The 20,900-nt window shown below is 64.7% G+C and carries 21 protein-coding genes, 1 tRNA gene and 1 pseudogene; 13 read left to right on the forward strand and 10 right to left on the reverse strand.

Features of this window, described 5'->3' with window-relative positions; all coding sequences use genetic code 11:
* The first annotated feature begins 25 nt into the window (after positions 1-25).
* Together J4H85_RS13425 and J4H85_RS13430 are read left to right on the forward strand one after the other, a co-directional pair.
* Positions 26-643, forward strand: coding sequence for a TetR/AcrR family transcriptional regulator (locus J4H85_RS13425; RefSeq protein ID WP_208240686.1), 618 nt, complete (start codon positions 26-28; stop codon positions 641-643).
* A 256-nt stretch (positions 644-899) separates the two neighbouring features.
* The gene (locus J4H85_RS13430) at positions 900-1,232 is read left to right on the forward strand and encodes a helix-turn-helix transcriptional regulator (protein ID WP_208240688.1); all 333 of its coding nucleotides are present in this window, start codon (positions 900-902) and stop codon (positions 1,230-1,232) included.
* 1,007 nt (positions 1,233-2,239) lie between these two features.
* Here J4H85_RS13430 and J4H85_RS13435 read toward each other — a convergent pair.
* From J4H85_RS13435 to J4H85_RS14365, 3 genes are all read right to left on the reverse strand, one after another.
* Complete coding sequence (locus J4H85_RS13435; RefSeq protein ID WP_208240690.1) at positions 2,240-2,698, reverse strand: PGPGW domain-containing protein; 459 nt, start codon at positions 2,696-2,698, stop codon at positions 2,240-2,242.
* Positions 2,699-3,280: 582 nt separating this feature from the next.
* Positions 3,281-3,607 carry a DUF7882 family protein gene (locus tag J4H85_RS13440; protein ID WP_208240692.1) on the reverse strand — a complete coding sequence of 109 codons (327 nt, stop codon included), beginning with the start codon at positions 3,605-3,607 and terminating at the stop codon, positions 3,281-3,283.
* Between the two features lie 116 nt (positions 3,608-3,723).
* Entirely contained in the window at positions 3,724-3,999 is a 276-nt protein-coding gene (locus J4H85_RS14365) for a DUF7882 family protein (protein ID WP_441328008.1), read from the reverse strand.
* 77 nt (positions 4,000-4,076) lie between these two features.
* Here J4H85_RS14365 and J4H85_RS13445 point away from each other — a divergent pair, with 77 nt between their 5' ends.
* The 3 genes from J4H85_RS13445 (at position 4,077) to J4H85_RS13455 (ending at position 6,611) form a co-directional block, all read left to right on the forward strand.
* Positions 4,077-4,592 carry a hypothetical protein gene (locus tag J4H85_RS13445; RefSeq protein ID WP_208240694.1) on the forward strand — a complete coding sequence of 172 codons (516 nt, stop codon included), beginning with the start codon at positions 4,077-4,079 and terminating at the stop codon, positions 4,590-4,592.
* A 349-nt stretch (positions 4,593-4,941) separates the two neighbouring features.
* The gene (locus J4H85_RS13450) at positions 4,942-5,340 is read left to right on the forward strand and encodes a hypothetical protein (protein WP_208240696.1); all 399 of its coding nucleotides are present in this window, start codon (positions 4,942-4,944) and stop codon (positions 5,338-5,340) included.
* Positions 5,341-5,492: 152 nt separating this feature from the next.
* Positions 5,493-6,611 carry a fatty acid desaturase family protein gene (locus tag J4H85_RS13455; RefSeq protein WP_208240698.1) on the forward strand — a complete coding sequence of 373 codons (1,119 nt, stop codon included), beginning with the start codon at positions 5,493-5,495 and terminating at the stop codon, positions 6,609-6,611.
* A 109-nt stretch (positions 6,612-6,720) separates the two neighbouring features.
* Here J4H85_RS13455 and J4H85_RS13460 read toward each other — a convergent pair whose 3' ends face one another.
* Positions 6,721-7,302, reverse strand: coding sequence for a hypothetical protein (locus J4H85_RS13460; protein ID WP_208240700.1), 582 nt, complete (start codon positions 7,300-7,302; stop codon positions 6,721-6,723).
* A gap of 397 nt (positions 7,303-7,699) precedes the next feature.
* Here J4H85_RS13460 and J4H85_RS13465 point away from each other — a divergent pair.
* Positions 7,700-7,990: pseudogene (locus J4H85_RS13465) on the forward strand (tyrosine-type recombinase/integrase); the annotation flags it as partial.
* 6 nt (positions 7,991-7,996) lie between these two features.
* Here J4H85_RS13465 and J4H85_RS13470 read toward each other — a convergent pair.
* The 4 genes from J4H85_RS13470 to J4H85_RS13485 all read right to left on the reverse strand — a co-directional run bounded on the left by J4H85_RS13470 (position 7,997) and on the right by J4H85_RS13485 (position 11,304).
* Positions 7,997-8,072: transfer RNA gene (locus J4H85_RS13470), tRNA-Arg, on the reverse strand.
* 122 nt (positions 8,073-8,194) lie between these two features.
* Complete coding sequence (locus J4H85_RS13475) at positions 8,195-8,869, reverse strand: NlpC/P60 family protein (protein ID WP_208240704.1); 675 nt, start codon at positions 8,867-8,869, stop codon at positions 8,195-8,197.
* 332 nt (positions 8,870-9,201) lie between these two features.
* Positions 9,202-10,554 carry an NADP-specific glutamate dehydrogenase gene (gene gdhA / locus J4H85_RS13480; protein ID WP_208240705.1) on the reverse strand — a complete coding sequence of 451 codons (1,353 nt, stop codon included), beginning with the start codon at positions 10,552-10,554 and terminating at the stop codon, positions 9,202-9,204.
* A gap of 57 nt (positions 10,555-10,611) precedes the next feature.
* On the reverse strand, positions 10,612-11,304 hold the full coding sequence (locus tag J4H85_RS13485) for an iron-dependent transcriptional repressor DtxR (RefSeq protein WP_208240706.1): 693 nt from the start codon (positions 11,302-11,304) through the stop codon (positions 10,612-10,614).
* Between the two features lie 118 nt (positions 11,305-11,422).
* Between J4H85_RS13485 and serC the strand changes: the two genes are divergently transcribed.
* A complete protein-coding gene (serC, locus tag J4H85_RS13490) occupies positions 11,423-12,541 on the forward strand; it encodes a phosphoserine transaminase (RefSeq protein WP_208240708.1) in 1,119 nt (372 codons plus the stop codon).
* A 51-nt stretch (positions 12,542-12,592) separates the two neighbouring features.
* Here serC and J4H85_RS13495 read toward each other — a convergent pair whose 3' ends face one another.
* Positions 12,593-13,117 (reverse strand): DUF3027 domain-containing protein, encoded by a 525-nt coding sequence (locus J4H85_RS13495; protein WP_208240710.1) that lies wholly within the window; start codon positions 13,115-13,117, stop codon positions 12,593-12,595.
* Positions 13,110-13,487, reverse strand: coding sequence for a cold-shock protein (locus tag J4H85_RS13500; protein WP_208240712.1), 378 nt, complete (start codon positions 13,485-13,487; stop codon positions 13,110-13,112). The genes J4H85_RS13495 and J4H85_RS13500 overlap by 8 nt, the downstream gene beginning before the upstream one ends.
* A gap of 121 nt (positions 13,488-13,608) precedes the next feature.
* Between J4H85_RS13500 and J4H85_RS13505 the strand changes: the two genes are divergently transcribed.
* The 6 genes from J4H85_RS13505 to J4H85_RS13530 all read left to right on the forward strand — a co-directional run bounded on the left by J4H85_RS13505 (position 13,609) and on the right by J4H85_RS13530 (position 20,873).
* Complete coding sequence (locus J4H85_RS13505) at positions 13,609-13,884, forward strand: hypothetical protein (protein WP_208240714.1); 276 nt, start codon at positions 13,609-13,611, stop codon at positions 13,882-13,884.
* 13 nt (positions 13,885-13,897) lie between these two features.
* Entirely contained in the window at positions 13,898-15,739 is a 1,842-nt protein-coding gene (locus J4H85_RS13510; RefSeq protein ID WP_208240715.1) for a helicase-associated domain-containing protein, read from the forward strand.
* Positions 15,740-15,807: 68 nt separating this feature from the next.
* A complete protein-coding gene (locus J4H85_RS13515) occupies positions 15,808-17,466 on the forward strand; it encodes a DNA repair helicase XPB (RefSeq protein ID WP_208240717.1) in 1,659 nt (552 codons plus the stop codon).
* Positions 17,467-17,514: 48 nt separating this feature from the next.
* Positions 17,515-18,216, forward strand: a complete 702-nt coding sequence (locus J4H85_RS13520) for a response regulator transcription factor (RefSeq protein ID WP_208240719.1) — start codon at positions 17,515-17,517, stop codon at positions 18,214-18,216.
* A 4-nt stretch (positions 18,217-18,220) separates the two neighbouring features.
* Positions 18,221-19,690 (forward strand): sensor histidine kinase, encoded by a 1,470-nt coding sequence (locus tag J4H85_RS13525; protein WP_208240721.1) that lies wholly within the window; start codon positions 18,221-18,223, stop codon positions 19,688-19,690.
* 133 nt (positions 19,691-19,823) lie between these two features.
* Complete coding sequence (locus tag J4H85_RS13530) at positions 19,824-20,873, forward strand: homocysteine S-methyltransferase family protein (protein WP_208240723.1); 1,050 nt, start codon at positions 19,824-19,826, stop codon at positions 20,871-20,873.
* Positions 20,874-20,900: the final 27 nt, after the last annotated feature.

Genomic DNA, 20,900 nt, shown 5'->3' on the forward strand with positions numbered 1-20,900 from the left:
CACAGAACGTGTTGGAGGAGAGCAGATGGCGAAGCGACAGCCGGGGAGACCGTTCTCCACCGAGATCACGACGGATCTTCTCGAGGCTGCGGAGCGCGCGATGGAGCGCGGCGGCTACTCCAATCTGACGGTCGACACCCTGGTCCGCGAAGCGGGCACCACTCGGGCGACGTTCTACCGCCGCTTCACCGGAGCTTCGCACCTGGCATTCGAGGTACTGGCCGCGAAGTTCGGCGACGTCGGCGACACCGACACCGGATCCCTGCTCGGCGACCTCACCGAGGTGCAGCGCGCAGACGTGCAGATGCTCTCCTCGCAGCTCATGCGCAACAACCTCGCCGGGTTGCTCGAGGCGATGCGCACCGACGACCAGGTGCGCGAACTCTTCACCGAGCGGTTCCTCGCCCCCCGTCGCGAATCGATCCGCCTCGCCGTCGATCGAGCGGCCGAGCGTGGAGAGCTCGGCGCCGTACCCGGCATCGATATCGAAGAACTGCGCGATCTCATGATCGGACCGATCATCGCCCGGATCCTCCTGCCCACCGGCGGCGGGTTCGACGCGGAATTCGCCGAACGAACCGCGGAGACGGCACACCGCCACGCGCTCGCGGCGGTCGGGATCGCGACACCGGAACCCGCCTGATACGTCGCTCCTCCGAGGGGGAGCCGAGTGCACCGCCCGCATCCGCGCTCCGGGGTGTCAGCGGGCCCTGCCGACTGTGGTGGTGCCCTGGAGAGGAATCGAACCTCCTGGGATCGGGGTCACCAATAGAGCGACTAGCTAGTCCTTATATATAGGGGCGTTTTCGATTTCAGTTGACGAAGCATAATTTGGCCGTTCACCGTCGAATTGTTGCCATTCCTGTTGCCACGTTGACCAGGGGAGACAAGATTGAGGGATGGAAGATGCACTCACTGTCGCCGTCCGCGCACTGATTCATGAAGAGACGCGACAGCTCCGAACTGAGATAGAAAAATTACGACGCACCCTAGGCACCCCTCCCGCACTCCCCAAAGATGAAGGTGCTGACGGCGATGACGATCTCAGTGGGATGCCGAAGATCATGACCACCGAAATGCTCGCCGGACAGTTTCCCGAATTGTCACGGCGAACGCTCGAGGACTGGAGAACCAAAGGCGTTGGGCCAATGTCGGTAAAAGCCGATAACGCAAGAAGGGTTTACTACCTAAAGTCCGACGTCATCGCGTGGATAATGGCCAACCGCGACTGATGAGATGTCTCTCTTTGTTCTTTCTCCGGAGAGACAACGACTACGCTCTCATTTTTCTCGCCGTCGGGGTCAGGCCAAAGGCGCGGTCCAGGGCGTCACGCGTTCGGGCTGATCCGCAATCTCGGGGGCAGCCTTAGAGCGTAGGTGGTATCGCTTCTCAGTTAAAGGCCGAGTCCAACTGATGCGCCATCCAACTTCAGCGACCTTTCGCTCGGGCGTGCGAAGCGTTAACGCGAGTACCTTATCTGCCTCAACGAACGGTCTCATAGTGGAGCCAGACACCACATCGGCCCCGAAGAACTCGATGTTGACGCGAGTGGCGTCTTCCCTCGACCGATTGATCACGTACGTAACGGGCCCGTCGACAACAACCCAATGCTTTCTGTATGAGACTCGCCGCTCAGCCCTAATGCCCAGCACTAGGCCCGCTGCAGCGATAAGGGCGGTCCCACCCCACGTGACCCACTCCCACCAATCCACATCACGACACTACCCGGCATCGGGTTGATGACCCTCGAAATCTCAAAATTGCGTCGTGCTGGTTCTAACTTCGGCTGTCTCGAATCCGGCTGCGCATCAAACTACCGTCTTCGTTCCAGCTTCACAGAGGGCGTATAGTGCTCGCACTTGGCCCCATTCAGCCATGCTTCTGCGCATGCTCTCTCAATGAGCCACGTACCCCCTGGTGCCATGTTGGTGGCCGTGAAGTGACCCATCATTCAGTGCGAGCCGCACGGTCACCGCGTGACGCTTGTAGGCGCGTGCGACTTCCGCGGTGGTGAGGAACTGGGTCTGAGGTTCTGGGGCTCGTCCGGGGGTTACGCCGAGCTCGCGAAGAGCGCGCTCAACCTCCGACCTAATCTCCCGCTTCATCTCGTCATTGAGGAACATGAAACGAGTCTGAGCCCCTCGCGCAGCCGCCACAAGAGGCCAGCCGGAATCGAAACACGATTCAGATCAGGCGCAGGCCCCGGATCTCCGACATGTGAGGCAGTCGAGCCGAGAACTCATGTGTGTCGCGCGACACACTTCGGTCGAAACTGTCGGTAGCTATAGGCGATGAGCGCAAGCGCGATCACGCCCGAAGCCATCAACGTGATGCTGGTGTTCCAGCCGCCAGGAAGCCACCACGCATCATCCAGGGGCCACCACTCCGGCATTGGTGGCCGCAGACCCCAGAGCAGTCCGAAAACAAAAAGTATCGATGCTCCGCAGATACTCGAGATGATTCGTGGCCAAGTCTCGACGCCTTTCCGTGCGAGAAGAATCGCCCGTTTCTTCACCGGCACCAGGAGTCGCCTCGCCCAGGTGTATCGCCACGACAGCACGATCAGTCCAGCGGCAAGAGTAATGAGGCCCGGCCCGGGCAGGACTAGAGCCAGCAACCCTAGGACGACAAGCAGCCAACCGAGAACCTCTATGCCCACCCGACGCAACCATCGAGGCATTGTTTTCCCCTCGCTCATGTGGAAAGTGTTTCACTCTTCGAAAGTCATACCAGCGGGTTGACTGATTTCGCAGGGCCGATTCGGACGATTCAGGGACCAACCTCCTCCTGCTGCCTGACAGTTCCAACAACGCCGCCGGCGCGTAATGGCCATCTACGACACCCTCGAGGACGCGAGCTTCTGAGCAAGATGGGACATGAGCGGCGTGTAGACGGGCCGTGGAAACGACGCCACTGGCGCGTACAAGGCACACCGCCGCGACCTAGAAGTACAGTCGAAGCAGCGGTGTTGAGGGCCGACCCAGCGCGGCTACATAGCAGGCTGTGAGATCCGCGATACCCCCAGGCCGTTCGGGACGCTTATGGTTGAGACATGATTGATGCAGTCGAACCCGTCGAGGACGAAGCCAACGAGAATCATCAAGCGCGCGAGCGCTCGGCTCGTTGGGACCAAGAAGTCCACCATTCAGGTCACGCTTATGAGCCTACCGAAGCCACACAAATTCGCAGGGACGCTGAAATTAGCCGGGACGAACAGGAAGCCGAGCGCTCCCGCCGAGAGTCCGGGGACGCATAGCAACGGTGTAAATCGCTCCGATGGTCATTCGAGGTCGTGCTCGCGAACAAATTTCGCCGCGGACGCCTCGGTCATGATCTCCATACCGCTGTCGCGATAGGCGGACCATTCCAGCGCGTCGACCCAGTTTGGGTTGATTTCCTCTTCTCGATCGTGCGAGAAGTAGAACTCCATCGCAGCATTCGGTGTCACCCAAAGCGTGGTGAGATGTCGTGCGAAACCCATGTTCGCCACCCATGACATTGAGAACGACTCACGTCGCAGGAGCTTTCCAGTGATTGCTTCTCGAAGGTGTGCGAGGAGCCGGTCGCTGAAGTCGTACTCCTGCCGGTTGAAGATGAGTACGCCCATGTGCTCACCATGACAGGCGCGATGCCAAACGTCTACCCCCTCAGGTTGCTACCGGGATGCGCCGTGAGAGTTCCCGATCCGGGATTTCATCCACTCCTCGGCGGCACTTTCAGAGATCACTCGCATGCCGAAGGAACTATTCGAGGTTTCCTCAAGCACACGTACCCAAGTCGGATTAAGTTCAGGCTGCCGGCCTCCCGAAACCGGAAAGTCAGAGGAGCGTAAGGCGTGACCCAAATCGCGATGCGCCCGTCCCCCTCCTTGAGCTTCTTGGTCCAGCACAAGTAGAACGACTCGTGCCGCCGAAGCTTTACACCCACAGCCGCCCTGATATGAGCGAGAAGACGATCGTCAAATTCGTGTTGCCCACCGTGGTAGAGCATATGACCCATGGTCGTAGAGTACACAGCTTCAAGAGTTCCGCACCTGTTCCTGTGAGTGGCGCATGTTCGCGGCGTACAGTGCGAAGATGAGTAACGCGACAGCACCGAGCCCCGAAGATCAACGACTCCATCTCACATCGATCTTGATCTCATCACTTCCGCCCACACTGTTCACCGCAGATGCGCCCGACCGCTACACCGTCGAGGCGGTTTTCAACCGCCCGGTCGAGCGCGAGGAGGTAATCGAGATCGAAAGCACTCGTACCCGAGACGTCCTCACCGAGACAGGTCATTCCACGGTCGAATTGAAGGTCTCGGATCGACGACTGGAGATCGCAAACACGAGTCTCGAGGAGTTGCGTGACGGTTTAGCAACCGTGATCACCGACATTCTCGACCACATTAGCGAGGAATCGCAGAACGCGAGAGATGAAGTCATCTCCCGTGCAGAGCGTGCAGCGTCGCAAGAACATGACAGAGTCGTTGCCGTGGAGCTCCTGGCGATGTCGGTGGACTTTGAGAGCACCGACGAAACGAAGCGTCGCTCTGAAGGACTCGTCCGGGTCTGGGAAGACGAGGGCGGAGATCCGGGAAGAAATTAGAACCGGCATGATCGAGGCTGTGAAGCGCACATCTGACCCCTATAGCTTGTGCCCATGACAACTGAAAACCGCGCCTTTCCACATGACGAGGCACATGAAGCGGGCAGGGACGTTACGCAGTCACAGAGTAAGCGTCCCTCGCCGGCCACTCTCGCTCGCAACCTCGCCGCCAAACGACAGGCTGAGAAACCGGGCCCAGGGGGCGAGAGTGATGGGAGCGGACTCCAGTAGAACGGATCACCTGTTGGCTTGGAGACCAGAGACCCAGTTAGCGGTCGATGACAACGATGCTCGGGAGCACTTATGCACTACCGAGAGTTGGTACTGCGACACCTGTGACGAGGAAGTCTTGGCCACGACGGGACTCTTGATCTGGAAACTGAGCGGCGAGCAACGGCGGCAGAAGTCGGGCTTCAGTATTGTGCATCAGTACGGCTGCGATGACTATCGCGCTTCATCATCGATCCTCCTGGCTGATGCGCTTGGCTGGGACGGACAGAGTTTTCTCACCGCAATGTTGTCCAAAGGCCCTATGAACAATGGAGTGGCTGATAGTGGTGTCCTCAGCTTGGACGAGTTCGTCGAGATTTTCCGAAGACTCCAACTCCCCGGGTACGAAGAAGCACGACGGTACTTTCGTGACCCTACGGTTCAAGAAGAGTTTCGTGGCGTGAGGGAGATGCATGGCTACGAACAAGATGTACTCGCGAGAATCGTCGAACTCGGAAGAAAGCGACGGGGCAAGTGAAGTGATGTGAAGTACTACTCACATCGGGTGGATCTCACGCAGCACAGCTGAACACAGGGTTACGACCGTAGAGTGAGGCATAGCATTCGGCATTTGCCGAAGCTTCACAATGGTCGTCCATAGCGCGGCTGCAATGGAAGCAGGTGCCGCTCATGTCGGCAACCATGATCCAGGGACTCGACGGCCTCGGCCCAGTCCGCCCCACTCGAGCGAAGTCTTCGGACTTTCCACCTATTGCTCAGGCCTACAAACGCGTATCCGCCGAGGTTCGAGATGCCGGCCTACTGCGCCGTGCACCCGTGTTCTATTCCCTCGTTGGGATCGCCATCGCCGTCGCAGTTGGCGGCGCGATTACAGGTTTCATACTCCTCGGGCAAAGTTGGTTCCAGCTACTCATAGCCGGCGCACTTGGCCTCGTATTCACGCAGATCGCATTCCTTGCGCACGAGGCAGCGCACCGACAGATCCTTTCCCGCGGACCAGCAAACGATCGCCTTGCGCGCGTCCTCGCGGGCTCGATCGGGATGAGCTACGCGTGGTGGGACTCCAAACACAGTCGTCACCACTCAAACCCGAACCGCGTCGGCAAAGACCCCGACATTCAGGTCGACACCATCTCCTTCATCGAAGAAGACGCAGTACAGGCCCGCGGGTTGCGGCGATCCATCACGAAGCGACAGGGCTGGTTCTTTTTCCCACTCCTCACAATGGAAGGGTTGAACCTTCACTTCCACAGCCTGCGACATCTGCTTGGCAGGGAACCGGTGAAGGGACGGTGGGTAGAACTCACGATCATCGTCACGAGGTTTGCACTCCTGCTGACGCCCCTCTTCTTGTTGCTCCCGCTGGGGATGGCGTTCGCGTTCCTTGGTGTACAGCTGGCGGTTTTCGGCGTCTACATGGGTGCCTCGTTCGCTCCCAACCACAAGGGCATGCCAGTGATCGCGCACGATGCGAAGCTCGACTTCTTCACGAAGCAAGTACGCACATCTCGCAACATCCGCGGCGGATGGTGGGCCACAACACTCATGGGAGGCCTCAACCACCAGGTGGAACACCACTTGTTCCCCAGCATGTCGCGCCCATTCTTGTCTCGAGCTCGCCGCATCGTGCGCGCCCACTGCAAGGACCTCGACGTGCCATACACAGAGACCTCGCTGGGGCACTCCTACTTGATCGTCGTTGACTACCTCAACCGTGTGGGCCTTGCCGCCCGCGACCCGTTCGATTGTCCGATCAGCGCACAATACGGTCGCTCTCGTGTTGGGTAACCACCCGTCAAGTTCATGGAGCGCTCGGGTCAAGGGGATGGAAAAATCTGTCCCGGTCTAGACCGAGTGCGCCGGAACCGCTGGGACTCTGCACCGGTATCCCTTCGTCTTACTCCGCTCTCCGACTCGCAGCAGCCTGCTGCTTGATAAACGTGTCGACAGCGCGCGTTGCCTCGACCTGCATGCGGCCGACGAGAGCACCGTGAGTGTCCTTCACGATGACCTCCGCGGGAACCTGCACCATTGACCCACCGCCACCGCGCATATCCATGCCGAGACGCGACCCTGTTTCGAGCCAGATCTGCCGATTCCTGTCGCGCGCAGAAGGCTTCCCCGAAATGAAGGCCTCCCAACCGGTTTCCGGCTCAGCGAACTTGTACAGCGACCCCGCCCTGCCGGAATAAATGCCCGTATCATTCGCGAACGCTGTCGTGTAGTTGTTCAAGCCACCATCAGCGAACTCAAACACACCACCCTCAGCGACACCAGGACGCCCACTACCAGACCCGGAACCATTCAAGTCAGGCATCTCAGCCCGCACCTTCACAGAAGCAACACGATCCCGAACAAGCTGATTCAGCGCAGCCTCCGCGCTTTCCACACCGCTGAGCGACACCTCGATACGCCCGTCCGGCAACTCACGCACCGTGTAACCCAGCTCCTCAAGACGCCCCTTCACCTCAGGCGACATCGGCTCATCGAAGGCACACCGGTACCTGAACCATCAGCAGCTCTGGGATCTCGCGGGCGCTGCGGGCGATCGGAAGACACTGATTCTAATGCTCGGATACTGTGGCATCCGGTGGGGGGGAGCTCACCGCGCTGCGGGTTTCCGACATGGATGTTGAGCGTCGCCTCATCCGCATTGAGAGAAATGCTGTGCAGGTCGGGTCGCAGCTTGTCGAGGGCACTCCGAAGACGCACAAAGTGCGCACGGTTCCTGCACCTTCGGTCGTGTGGGACATGCTGGTTGAGCAGGCGAAGGAAAGGTCTGCGAGCGACATCCTGTTCGACAATGGGCGCGGCGCTTACCTCCTGCCGCCAACTGGTGGGAACAGGCCCGTACATGGTAGAAAAGCGCGCTTAAGGGTGCGGGACTCACCTACATGCCGATCCACGACCTCAGGCACACCGCCGCGAGCCTCGCTGTCCGGTCGGGGGCGCACGTGAAGATCGTGCAGAGAATGCTCGGGCACAAGTCCGCCGCAGTGACGCTAGACACCTACGCCGACCTCTTCGAAGACGATCTTGAGTCACTGCGAGACCGCTTGGATTCTGACATTGCCGGGGCAATTGTTGTCAACTCGGTTGCCACGGGCACTTCGGGCAAACAGGAAAAGCCCCTTCCCCCGCAGAATGATGCGGAAGAAGGGGCTTAAATCGGGTGGTGCCCTGGAGAGGAATCGAACCTCCGACACCTTCTTTAGGAGAGAAGTGCTCTATCCACTGAGCTACCAGGGCGGTCGGGTGCCGCCTCGGCCGCACCAGTGAACCACGTTAGCAGAAGGTTGTTGTCCACTCACGACTGAGGCCCGCCTCCCCCGAGGGGGACGCGGGCCTCAGTCGATTCCTGCGGGGAACGCTTAGAAGCGAACGACCGCGCCGGGACCGCCACCCATGGTGCCGCCCGAGATCGGGCCGATCGCGGTCGTGCCGCCGTTCCAGCCACCGTGCACGGCCTGGCCGTTGCCGATGTAGACGGCGACGTGGGCGCCGGGCCAGACGAGGATGTCGCCGGGGGCCATCGAGCCGGTCGAGACCTGCTTGCCGCCGAGGGCGGTGTACTCGCCGACCTGCGTGCCGAGGTCGCCTGCGGGGATGCCCGCTGCGCGGAGCGACTTCTCGACCAGTGCGGTGCAATCCTGCATCACGCCGAGCTGAGCCTTCGCAGCGTCGACGATCGCACCGGCGCCTTCGCCGGAGGGGATGTCTTCGCCGGCGACGTCGTCAGCGGGTGCCTCGTCGTCTGCTGCGGCCGATTCCTGCTGCGCGGCAAGGGCTTCAGCCTCTTCCGCAGCCTGCTCTTCAGCCTTTGCTGCTTCCTTCACAGCCTTCGCTTCGGCGGCCTCGTCAGCGTTCTCGGTCGTCGAGACGGTCGCGGGTGCGACATCCGCGGTCTCGATCGGAGCGGCGGGGGCCGTCAGCGACTGCGCGCCTTCGAGCGGAGCGCTGTATTCAGCTGCGCTGGCGGAGAGCCCGTCGGGGCCGTTCCCTGCGTCGTCGAACGTGGCGTACGCCGGGAACGCGAACGTTCCCATGAGACCGACACTCAGTGCCGCGGCGCCTGCTACCTGGGCGAATCGCTTGGTCTTCGAGGGTGCCGAGGGAGCGGCGGTGGCCGCTACGAGATCGGAGCTCTGAGTCACTGGTGAATCTGCCTAACGTTGTGCGTACGTGGACGTATGAGGTTCCTTGCGAACCACGACTCGGACCAGCCTAACCGAAGATCACGAAATTGTCACACTCTCGTGGGAACTTGTTCAGGAAGTCGCAAAATTGGCGGAATGACGCCATTCTGGACGCGCGGATCGGCACCCGTCATCGTTCGACATCGAGAGAATCCGCGTGCTGTACGGCGCCCGCAGCGGGATCAGATCACGCCCTGCGCGACCATGGCCTGCGCGACGGTCACGAATGCCGCCGAGTTGGCTCCGAGCACGTAGTCTCCAGGGCGCCCGTAGCGCTCCGAAGCGGCGTACGCCGCATCGTGCACATCGCGCATGATGTCGTGCAGTCGCGACTCGCTCGTTGCGAAGTCCCAGCGCTCGCGCGAGGCGTTCTGACTCATCTCGAGCGCTGACGTCGCGACGCCCCCGGCATTCGCCGCCTTGCCCGGCCCGAACAGCACCCCGGCCTCCTGCAACAGGGAGACCGCCTCGGGCGTCGTGGGCATGTTCGCCCCCTCGGCGACCGCGCGCACGCCGTTCGAGATGAGTGCGCGGGCGCCGTCGGCGTCGAGTTCGTTCTGCGTCGCGCACGGGAGCGCGACCTCGCCGGCGACGTCCCAGACCGATCCGCCGTCGACGAAGTGCGCGCCCGGCTTCCGATCGGCGTAGTCCGAGATGCGCCCGCGTTCGACCTCTTTGATCTGCTTGAGCAGCTCGAGATCGATGCCGGATTCGTCCACGACGTATCCTGAGGAATCGGACGCCGTGACCGCGGTGCCGCCGAGCTGGTGCACCTTTTCGATGGCGTAGGTCGCTACGTTGCCCGATCCGGACACGATGGCCCGTCGCCCCTCGATGCCGTCGTCGGCACGTCGGAGCATCTCGTCGAGGAAGTAGACGACGCCGTACCCGGTCGCTTCGGTGCGGACCTGTGCACCGCCCCAGCCGGTTCCCTTGCCCGTCAGCACTCCGGCTTCATGTCGGCCGGTCAGACGTCGATACTGACCGAAGAGGTACCCGATCTCGCGACCCCCGACTCCGATGTCCCCGGCGGGCACATCGATGTCCTCGCCGATGTGGTTCACGAGTTCGGTCATGAAGCTCTGGCAGAACCGCATGACCTCGCGATCGCTCTTGCCGCGCGGATCGAAGTCGGAGCCGCCTTTGCCCCCGCCGATCCGCTGCTGCGTGAGCGCGTTCTTGAAGATCTGCTCGAACCCGAGGAACTTCACGACGGACAGCGTCACGCTCGGGTGGAAGCGGAGCCCGCCCTTGAACGGCCCCAGCGCCGAGTTGAACTGCACGCGGAAGCCGCGATTGACCCGGACTCGATCGTCGTCGTCGATCCACGGAACGCGGAAGATGATCTGACGCTCCGGCTCGACGAGACGCTCGAGGACCCCTGCCTCGAGATACTCCGGGTGCTCGGCGAGTACCGGGGTGAGGGTATCGAGCACTTCGTGGGCCGCCTGCAAGAACTCTCGTTCGTTGCTTCCCCGTTGCTCCAGCGTCTCCAGAACGTGGTGGATGTGGAACTCAGGGGTGTGCGCTGTCAAAGCCGGCTCCTCGAATGTCGGTGCGCCGCCCGCCGTCGGGCGTCTGGGTCTCTCTCGTTAGGGGGAGACGAACACGTAGGGCATGAACTCGATGGGGAGGTGGAAATCCTCCGTGCCCCCGTCGACCCGGATCCGTACGGAATCCTCGTCACGCAGGAACGTCGCCATCTGCCCCGGCGTGATCCGGGCCTCAGCGAGCTGCTTCAGCAGATCGGGATCGTACTGCGCGGGCTCCGCGAGACGACGGACGCGCGCGGTCGCCGATGCGCCCACCGTCTCAAGCACCGTGGAGAGGTTCTCGACACCTGCCTGGAACGGGGATCCGGTCCGGGCGCCAAGCTCTTCGAGGCCGGGGATCGGATTGCCGTAGGGGGACTCGGTGGGGTGATCGAGGATCTCGAGGAGCTTGCGTTCGACCTGCTCGCTCATCACGTGCTCCCACCGGCACGCCTCTTCGTGCACGTACTCCCACTCGAGTCCGATGACATCGGCGAGCAGCCGTTCCGCGATGCGATGCTTGCGCATCACGTGCACAGCCTTCTCGCGACCTTCCGGAGTGAATTCGAGGTGGCGGTCACCCGTGACGACGACTAGGCCGTCGCGCTCCATGCGCCCCACCGTCTGCGAGACCGTGGGCCCGGAGTGCCCGAGTCGCTCGGAGATGCGCGCGCGCAATGGCACGATCCCCTCTTCCTCGAGTTCCAGGATCGTGCGCAGGTACATCTCCGTCGTGTCGATCAAGTCTGTCAACTGGGCACCTCCATGCACGCGTTCGCCGACCAGTGTATGGCACGAGTGTATGTGACGCGGGCACGGGCGGATACCGGGAGCGGCGGTGCGACGGTCGCGCCGGGCTAGGATCGGTGCCATGGCCGAAATCGTGATTCCCGAAGACCTCCTTCCCGCCGACGGACGATTCGGGTGCGGTCCATCGAAAGTGCGCGACGCCCAGCTGGGCTTCCTCGACTCGATCCGCGGTTCGGTGCTCGGCACCTCGCACCGTCAGGCGCCCGTGAAGGATCTCGTCGGGAGCGTGCGCGACGGACTCTCTGAGCTTTTCCGCGCTCCGGAGGGATACGAGATCCTCCTCGCGAACGGCGGGGCGACGACATTCTGGGATTCGGCGGTGCACTCGCTCATCGAAACGCGCAGCCAGCACCTGTCGTTCGGCGAGTTCGGTGCGAAGTTCGGCAAGGCCGCAGCTGCGGCGCCGTTTCTGCAGGACCCCGACGTGCGCACCGCGGACGCCGGCTCCCGCGCCACCGCCGAGGCCGTCGCGGGCATCGACGTGTACGCCTACCCGCAGAACGAGACATCGACCGGAGTCATGGCTCCCGTGCAGCGCGTGCACGGCGATGCGCGCGCGCTCACCGTCGTCGACGCCACGAGCGGCGCGGGCGGCATCGACTTCGATGCGAACGAGGTGGATGTCTACTACTTCTCGCCGCAGAAGAACTTCGCATCGGACGGCGGGCTGTGGTTCGCGCTCGTCTCGCCCGCGGCGATCGAGCGCATCGAGCGGGTCGCCGCATCGGGTCGCTACATCCCCGAGGTCTTGAACCTGGCGGGCGCGATCGAGAACTCGCGTAAGAATCAGACCCTCAACACCCCCGCTCTCGCCTCAGTCGCGCTCATGGACGAGCAGGTGCGGTGGATGAACGACAACGGCGGCCTCGCGTGGGCGTCCTCGCGCACCGCGGAGTCCTCGGGCGTGCTGTACACCTGGGCGGAGCGGAGCGCCGTGGCCACGCCGTTCGCGTCCCGACCCGAGGATCGCTCGCAGGTCGTCGTGACGATCGACTTCGACGACAGCGTCGATGCCGGTCAGATCTCGCGCGTGCTGCGCGCCAACGGCATCGTCGACACCGAGCCGTACCGCAAGCTCGGTCGGAACCAGCTCAGGGTCGCGACCTTCACCGCGATCGAACCGGACGACGTGCGCGCGCTCACGGCCTGCATCGACCACGTGCTCGAGCGGATCATCTGACCGCTGAGCGGTGTGCGCGGGGCAACCGCTGTTTGCTCCCGCGCACGCCGCTCAGTCGTCGTCGGTGACGGCCTCGTCGGTGTCGACGGCGTCGACATCGACACCGTCGATGTCATCATCGTCGTCGAAGTCGTCGTCATCCCCCGCGTCGTCGTACTCGGCGTCATCGTCGCCGGCGTCGTCCTCAGCCGTCTCGTCGGCGTCAGCCTGCGACTGGGCGTCGCGGAACTGCGCCATCCGCTCCGACCACGGCACCCACTCGGGAGCCACGACGGCGCCGTCGCCCGGCAGCAGCTCGACCTCGAGGACCGTGATCGGCGACGACTCGTCGACGCGCGTGAGCGAGGCGGCCCACCGCCATCCGGGGTATCCGCGCAAGCGGCATTCGAAGTACAGCGTGGCGACGTTCGGCTCCACCATTTCGCCGCCCTCCGACGCACCGATGTCCGAGCGGTCGGTGACCTCGGCGAGCGCGGCAATGGCCTGCTCGTGAGCGCCGAGCAGCGTCGGATCCTCAGGGATCACCTGCGCGGGGGTCGTGTCGACGGGTTCGGCGTTCGCCACGGGCTCAGACATCGAAGTCGTCCGCAACCTTGCGCAGCATCGTAGCGACCTTCCGCGACTGCGCGCGCTCGGGATACTGTCCGTGCTTGAGTCGCGTGCCCATTCCGTCGAGGAGCTTCACGAGATCCTCGATGATGACCGCCATCTCGTCGGCCGGCTTGCGCGATCGCTTCGCGAGTTTCGGCGCATCGAGCACGCGGACGGACAGCGCCTGGGGGCCTCGGCGTCCTTCGCCGACGCTGTACTCGAGCCGTGATCCCGCATGCACTTCAGCACCCTCGGGAACGACGGAGGCGTGCAGGTACACCTGCTGCCCGTCATCGCCCTGGATGAATCCGAATCCCTTGTCCTCGTCGTAGAACCTGACCTTGCCGTTCGGCATGCCTCGTCCCTTTCCGCTGCGTAGCCCGGGCGGGCTCCGCTGTCGCTCGTTGTGGTCCGCAGTGCGCGCCCCACCCGGCTCCCACTCTATCGCGGCACCGGACCGCGATAGACTGGTCGGGATGTCCCGAGATCCGAACACCCCGTCACGCCTCGAGCGCGTGCTCGCGCTGACGACGCTGGCGATCATCGGTGTCGCCGTGATCTGCTTCTTCGTCACGCTCATCGTCGGCATGAACGACCGTTTTCTGCTCGCCGAGGGAGTGTGGCCGGTGCTCGTCGCCCTGACCTACGTCGGGCTTCCGGTCGCGTTCGTCCTGCTGGTGGTGCTGCTCATCGTCAGCATGCGGCGTCGCGGCAAGGAGAACGCGTCGGACGCCCGGAACCGGCAACGGTAGTCCGGGGACGACCATGAGCGGAACGCTCGCACTCGCCGCATCGATCGCCGCCATGGACCGCGCGGAACTCGAACAGCTGGTGTCGCGACGCCCGCCGATCGCCCCCGCGCAGGTCGTCGATAGCATCTCGCTCGCGCTCGACCTGCTGCGGGACGACTCCGTGCAGCGCGCGCTGGAGTCCCAGGACCGGGCGAGCCTGGGTGCCCTCGGCAGCCTCGGTGCGGCGGACGAGACGACCGCCGCGACCCTGAGGTCCTGGGGCCTCGTCGGTGTGGACGCGACCGGCATCGTCGAGCTCCCCGAGGTCGTTTCGGCACTCGAGAACGCGACCGCGCAACGCGCATCCGCCGAGAACGGTCCTCGCGCGGAGCACGCGCCCGAGAATCGGGCACGCGAACGGCGCGAAGACCTGTCCGCCTGGTACGCCCCGGCGCTCGTCGAAACCCAACGGGCGGCGGCGATTCTGCGCGCACTCCGCGCCGCTCCGGGTAAGGCGAACCGTCGCGGGGAGGTCGCGGTGACGAGCGCGCGGGCCCTCGCCGAGGCCGCACGCTCCGCCCCCGAACGCGCGGTCGCAACGCTGACCACGCTGCGCCTGGCCGGTCTCATCGCCGTGACCGGTCAACGCGATGTCGCCGAACGCCGGGTCGTCGTGACGGAGCGTGCGACCGAGTGGTTGACCCGCACGCACGCCGCCCGCTGGATCGCCCTCGCTGCCGCGCGCGTCGCGGCGATCGCACCGGCCCTGCACCGAGTCGTCGCGCTCGCAGGCGGCGATGTGCGGACCGCGGTCGCGGAGCGTCTGCTGACCGAGTACCCCCTCAGTGCGGAGCGGACCCTCGAGACGGCGCGGGAGTTCGCGGACGCGGCCGAGCAGCTCGGCCTGACGCTCGACGGGTTCCTGACGCGACCGGCCGCCGGGCTCTGGGACGACGTCGCGCACGCCGACGAGCTGCTCGAGACCGTTGCAGAGACCCTCCCCGACCAGGCGCCCGGCGTGTACCTCCAGCCCGACCTCAGCGTGGTGGCGCCAGGCCCCCTCTCCCCGGAGGACGAGGAGATGCTCTTCGCGATCTCCGCGGTCGAGCAACTGGGTGTGGCATCGACCTTCCGACTGACCGACGCCTCGCTGCTGCGCGCACTCGACGCGGGGCACCCCATCGCCGACGTGCGCGCGTTCCTCGAACGCCTGTCGCTCACCGGAGTGCCGCAGCCGCTCGAGTACCTCCTCAGCGACCTCGGAGAGCGCGCCGGCAGCATCACGGTCGAAGCCCATCACGGCGACGAGGGTCGCGCCCGCGTGCGGGTGGTGAAGCCCGATGTGCTGCAGCGCCTGGCGGCGGATCGCGCGCTGCGACACCTCAGACTGCAGACGTTCGTCGTCTCCGAGCGGCAGTCGGCTTCCGGCGCCGTTACGGGCCGACCCGGTTCGGCCGAGCAGTCCGCGGACGCCCTGATCCTCTTCTCCCCGCTCGCTCCCGAGCACGTGCACGCGGCGCTGGTGGACGCCAGATACCCCGCCAGGCTGGGCGGGGGCGCCGTACCGTCGTCGCCCGCTCCGGCGCCGACCACAGCGTCCGATCCCGAGCCGACGGTGCCGGGGAACGACCTCGTCGACCGGGTCTTCGCCGCCTCGCGCAGCGAACCGGGCGCCGGTGACTTCACCCGGCATCTCGAACTCGCGATTCGGGATCGCCGACCGGTCAGGGTGAGCGCCGAAGCGCGCGGGTCGACCCACAGCTTCACGCTCCAGCCCCTCTCCATCAGCGGAGGTCGTCTGCGCGCCGCCGATCAGCAGGCGGGAGTCGAGCGCACTCTGCCGATCTCCGCCATCACCGGCGTCGAGTCGATCTGACTCCGCGACGCTCACGGGTCCGGCCTCGCTCAGCCTGACGTGACCCGCCGCGAGTAAACTGGAACACTATGACTCTCGGCCCCCTCATCGTGCAGAGCGACCACACCGTGCTCCTCGAAGTGGCGCACCCCGACGCCGAAGAGGCCAGGCACGCCCTGGCGGTCTTCGCCGAACTCGAGCGAGCGCCCGAGCACATCCACACCTACCGGGTCACTCGACTCGGCCTGTGGAACGCGCGCGCAGCCGGCCACACCGCGGATGAGATCATCGGCACGCTGAACGAGTACGCGAAGTTCCCGGTCCCGACCTCGGTGTCGAGCGAGATCGAGGAGACCATGCGGCGCTACGGCAAGCTGACGATCGAGCGGCTGGAGCCCGCAGCCGGAGACGACGTCGAACCGGCACCGCTCGTGCTCCGCTCCGATGAGCCCATGATCCTGCAGGAGGTGGCGAGCGCCAAGAAGATCGCGCCCCTGCTCGGGACTCGGATCGACGCGCACACCTACCCGGTCGAAGCGTGGGCGCGCGGCCAGCTGAAGCAGGAGCTCGTGGGCCGCGGATGGCCGGCGGAAGACCTGGCCGGCTTCACGCCGGGTGAACCCCACGAGATCAGGCTCGAGGAAGACGGCTGGCACCTGCGCGACTACCAGGCCAAGGCCGTCGACGCGTTCGAGCGCGGCGGGTCAGGCGTGGTCGTGCTGCCGTGCGGTGCCGGGAAGACGATCGTGGGTGCCGCGTCGATGGCGGCGGTGGGTGCGAAGACGCTCATCCTCGTCACCAACGCCGTCTCGGCACGGCAGTGGCGCGATGAACTGCTGCGCCGCACGTCGCTCACCGAGGACGAGATCGGCGAATACTCCGGCCAGGTCAAAGAGGTGAAGGCGGTCACCATCGCGACCTACCAGATCCTCACGAGCCGGCGAAAAGGCGAGTACCAGCACCTCTCGCTGCTCGACGCGCAGGACTGGGGCCTCATCGTGTACGACGAGGTCCACCTGCTGCCGGCCCCGGTCTTCAAGCTCACCGCCGACCTGCAGGCGCGTCGACGCATCGGTCTCACCGCGACGCTCGTGCGCGAAGACGGCCGCGAGGGCGACGTGTTCAGTCTGATCGGACCGAAGCGCTACGACGCCGCCTGGCGCGACATCGAGGCGCAAGGGTTCATCGCCCCGGCGGAGTGCTTCGAGGTGCGCGTCGAACTGCCCGAGTCCGAGCGCATGGACTACGCCGTCGCCGAGGATCACGACCGGTACCGGATCGCCTCGAGCGCTTCGGTGAAGCAGCCCGTCGCTCGGCGCATCATCGAGAAGCACGCCGGTGAGAGCGTGCTCGTCATCGGCCAGTACATCGAGCAGCTCGAGTCGATGGCGGAGGCCCTGCGCTCCCCCCTCATCACCGGGCAGACCCCGGTTGACGAGCGGGAGCGGCTCTTCCAGGCGTTCCGCGAGGGCGCCGAGCGGATCCTGGTGGTCTCGAAGGTCGCGAACTTCTCCGTCGACCTGCCCGATGCGTCCGTGGCGATCCAGATCTCGGGATCGTTCGGCTCACGACAAGAGGAGGCGCAGCGCCTCGGCCGCCTGCTCCGCCCGAAGGCGAACGGCGCTTCCGCGTCCTTCTACACCCTCGTCACCCGAGACACCGTGGATCAGGACTTCGCGCAGAACCGGCAGCGGTTCCTCGCGGAGCAGGGGTACGCCTACACCCTCATGAACGCCGATGGACTGTAGCGCGCCGTTGTCAGCGACTTCATAGCAAACCGTCAGACACTGGTGAGCATGAACGCACAGCCCAAAGGCCCCAGGATCCTGATCGTCGACGACGAGCCCAGCATTCGCGAGCTCCTGAGCACCAGCTTGCGGTTCGCCGGGTTCGGCATCCGTGCCGTGGCGAACGGTGCGCAGACCATCTCCGCTGTTCTCGAGGAGGAGCCCGACCTCATCATCCTCGATGTCATGCTGCCCGACATGAACGGCTTCAGCGTGACGAAGCGGCTGCGGAGCGCCGGCTACACGGCTCCTATCATCTTCCTGACGGCCAAGGACGAGACCGATGACAAGGTCGAGGGTCTCACGGTCGGGGGCGACGACTACGTCACGAAGCCGTTCAGCCTCGACGAGATCATCGCCCGCATCAAGGCCATCCTTCGCCGCACCACGCAGGAGGATGAGGAGTCGGTGCTGTCGGTCGGACCCATCACGATGGATCAGGACACGCACGAGGTGTCCGTCGCCGGCACGCCCGTCGAGCTCTCCCCCACCGAGTTCAAGCTGCTCCGGTACCTCATGCAGAACACGAACCGCGTGCTGTCGAAGGCGCAGATTCTCGACCACGTCTGGGAGTACGACTTCAATGGCGACGCCGGCATCGTCGAGTCGTACATCTCGTACCTGCGGCGCAAGCTCGATCCGCTCACCGAGGAGTCCCTCATCCAGACGAAGCGCGGATTCGGCTACATGCTGAAGACCGAACAGAAGTAGCACGGTGGCGAAGCGCACCCTCACCGAGCGCTTGGCCGACGTGTCGCTGCGGGCCAAGACGACCGCGGTGACGGTGTTCATCCTCTTCCTCGGTCTGTTCGTGGCGGGGATCGGCACCTTGACGCTCCTCCAGCCGCTGCTGCTGGGATCGCAGGAGACGCAGTTGCGGCAGCTGCGGAGCGACCCCGCGGGTGCGCTCGCTCCGGAGGCCGATACGAATCAGCTGAAGCGCAACGATGTGCTGTACGCGACGAACCAGTATTACGTCGCCGTGCTCGGCACGTCCGGGAGCGTCCAGTACGACAACACTCGCGGTTCGACGTCGGCGAATATCCCGAACGTTCCGCATCTCACGCAAGACGAGGTCGCGAGCAACCGCGACGACATCACGCGCCTCTCGGGCGACGACGGCACCACCTGGCTCGCGGTCACACTCCCCATCACGGGTTCCGACGGCGAGGTCAACGGCACCCTCCTCATCGCGAGTTCGACGGCGTGGGCCAACCGGGTGCTCACGCAGTTCGTCATCATCTTCACCGGATTCGGGATCGCCGTGATCCTGCTCGGCGCCGCACTCACTCGGATCCTGATCACCGGCACCCTGATGCCGCTGGCCTCGGTCGAGAAGACCGCCCTCGAGATCTCGAAGGGCGACTACTCGAAGCGCATCATGGTGGCGAGCCCCCACACCGAAGTCGGGCACCTCGGTGAGTCGCTGAACGTCATGCTCGACCGGCTCGACGGTTCGCTCGCCGACCGCGCCCGCACCATCGAACAGATGCGGCGTTTCGTCGGAGATGCCGGTCACGAACTGCGCACGCCGCTCGTCTCGGTGCGCGGCTATGCCGAGCTGTACCGCATGGGCGCACTGCAGGACGATGAGCACGTGGCGCAGGCGATGGAACGGATCGAGAAGGAGGCGATCCGCATGACCTCGCTGGTCGAGGACCTCCTCTCGCTCGCCCGGCTCGACGAGCGGCGCCCGCTCGAGCTCACGGAGCTGGCGCTCAACGACCTCGCCGGCGACGCCGCTCTCGATGCCGGGGTCCAGGCCCCGGACCGGGAGATCATCGCGGTCGCCGACCCCACGGACCCGGTGGTCGTCGGAGACGAGCACCGCGTCAGACAAGTCATGACGAACCTCATCGGGAACGCGCTGCGGCACACGCCCGAGGGCAGCCCCATCGAGATCGTCGTCTCGCGCCCCGAACACGCGAGCGGCGCCCGATTCGAGATCGTCGATCACGGCGACGGGATCCCCGAGCAGATTCGCACCAAGATCTTCGACCGCTTCTGGCGCGCTGATACGTCGCGGAACCGCGAGACCGGCGGTTCGGGACTCGGGCTCGCCATCGTCAAGTCGATCGTCGACCTCCACGGAGGAACCGTCGCCGTGCACGAGACCCCCGGCGGGGGCGCGACGTTCCGCATCGACCTGCCCGGCCCCGCCGAGAGCGGCACCACTCAGGCGTGAGCGTCCCGGACGATCGCGCCGACGACTGCTCGTGTGTGGTTGTGTTACGCATCCGCAGGAGACGACGACGAGAGCGCGATTATCATCGGGAGTTGCGGCCGGACGGCCGTCGCAACGACTTCAGGAGATCCGCATGACCGACACCAATACGCTGCAGGCCCGCCTCGATGCGGGCCCCGTCATCTGTGCCGAGGGCTTCCTCTTCGAACTCGAGAAGCGCGGCTACCTGACCGCGGGAGAGTTCGTTCCCGAGGTGGCCCTCGAATTCCCGGACGCCCTCGAGTCACTGCACATCGACTTCCAGCGCGCCGGCTCCGACATCGTGGAGGCGTTCACCTACAACGGCCACCGCGAGAAGATGCGGGTCATCGGCAAGGAGGACCTGCTCGAGCCCCTCAACCGTTCGGCACTGCAGATCGCCCGAAAGGTCGCCGACCGCGTGCCGGGCAACTTCATGGCGGGCAACATCTCGAACTCGAACATCTGGGACCCCGAAGACACCGGACGCCAGGCCGAGGTGCGCGGCTTCTTCGACGAGATGGTCGGCTGGGCCGTCGATGAGGGCGCCGACCTCATCATCGGCGAAACCTTCTACTTCGCGGGCGAAGCCATCGCCGCAGCGGAGTCCGCGAAGGCGAGCGGACTGCCCGTGGTGCTGACCCTGGCGCCGATGGCGTTCCAGGAGATGGCCGACGGGGTCAGCATCGTCGAGACCGCGCAGCGCCTCGAGCAGATCGGCGTGGACGTCGTCGGCCTGAACTGCTTCCGCGGACCCGAGACGATGCTGCCGTGGCTGCGACAGATCCGCGAGGCGGTCTCGTGCCACGTCGGCGCCCTGCCGATCCCGTACCGCACGACGGAGGCGGAGCCCACCTTCTTCAACCTGTCCGATCCGCACGCCGCGGTGCCGTCCCCGCACGGCCGGACCTTCCCGACCGCGCTCGATCCGCTGTACACGAACCGGTACGAGATCGGCGCGTTCGCGAAAGAGGCGTACGACCTCGGCGTGCACTACATCGGTGTCTGCTGCGGTGCCACCCCGATGCACATCCGCGAGGTCGCGGAGGCCGTGGGACTCACCACCGAGGCGAGTCGCTTCTCGGAGAACATGAAGAACCACTTCATGTACGGAGACAACGAGCGCCTCGCCGACAACGTCGTCGCACTCGGCGACCGGGCCTGACGAGCGGCGGGACGGGGGTGACGGCGA

Origin of the sequence: Leucobacter tardus (genome assembly GCF_017583045.1) — a bacterium.
GTDB classification, from domain to species: domain Bacteria; phylum Actinomycetota; class Actinomycetes; order Actinomycetales; family Microbacteriaceae; genus Leucobacter; species Leucobacter tardus.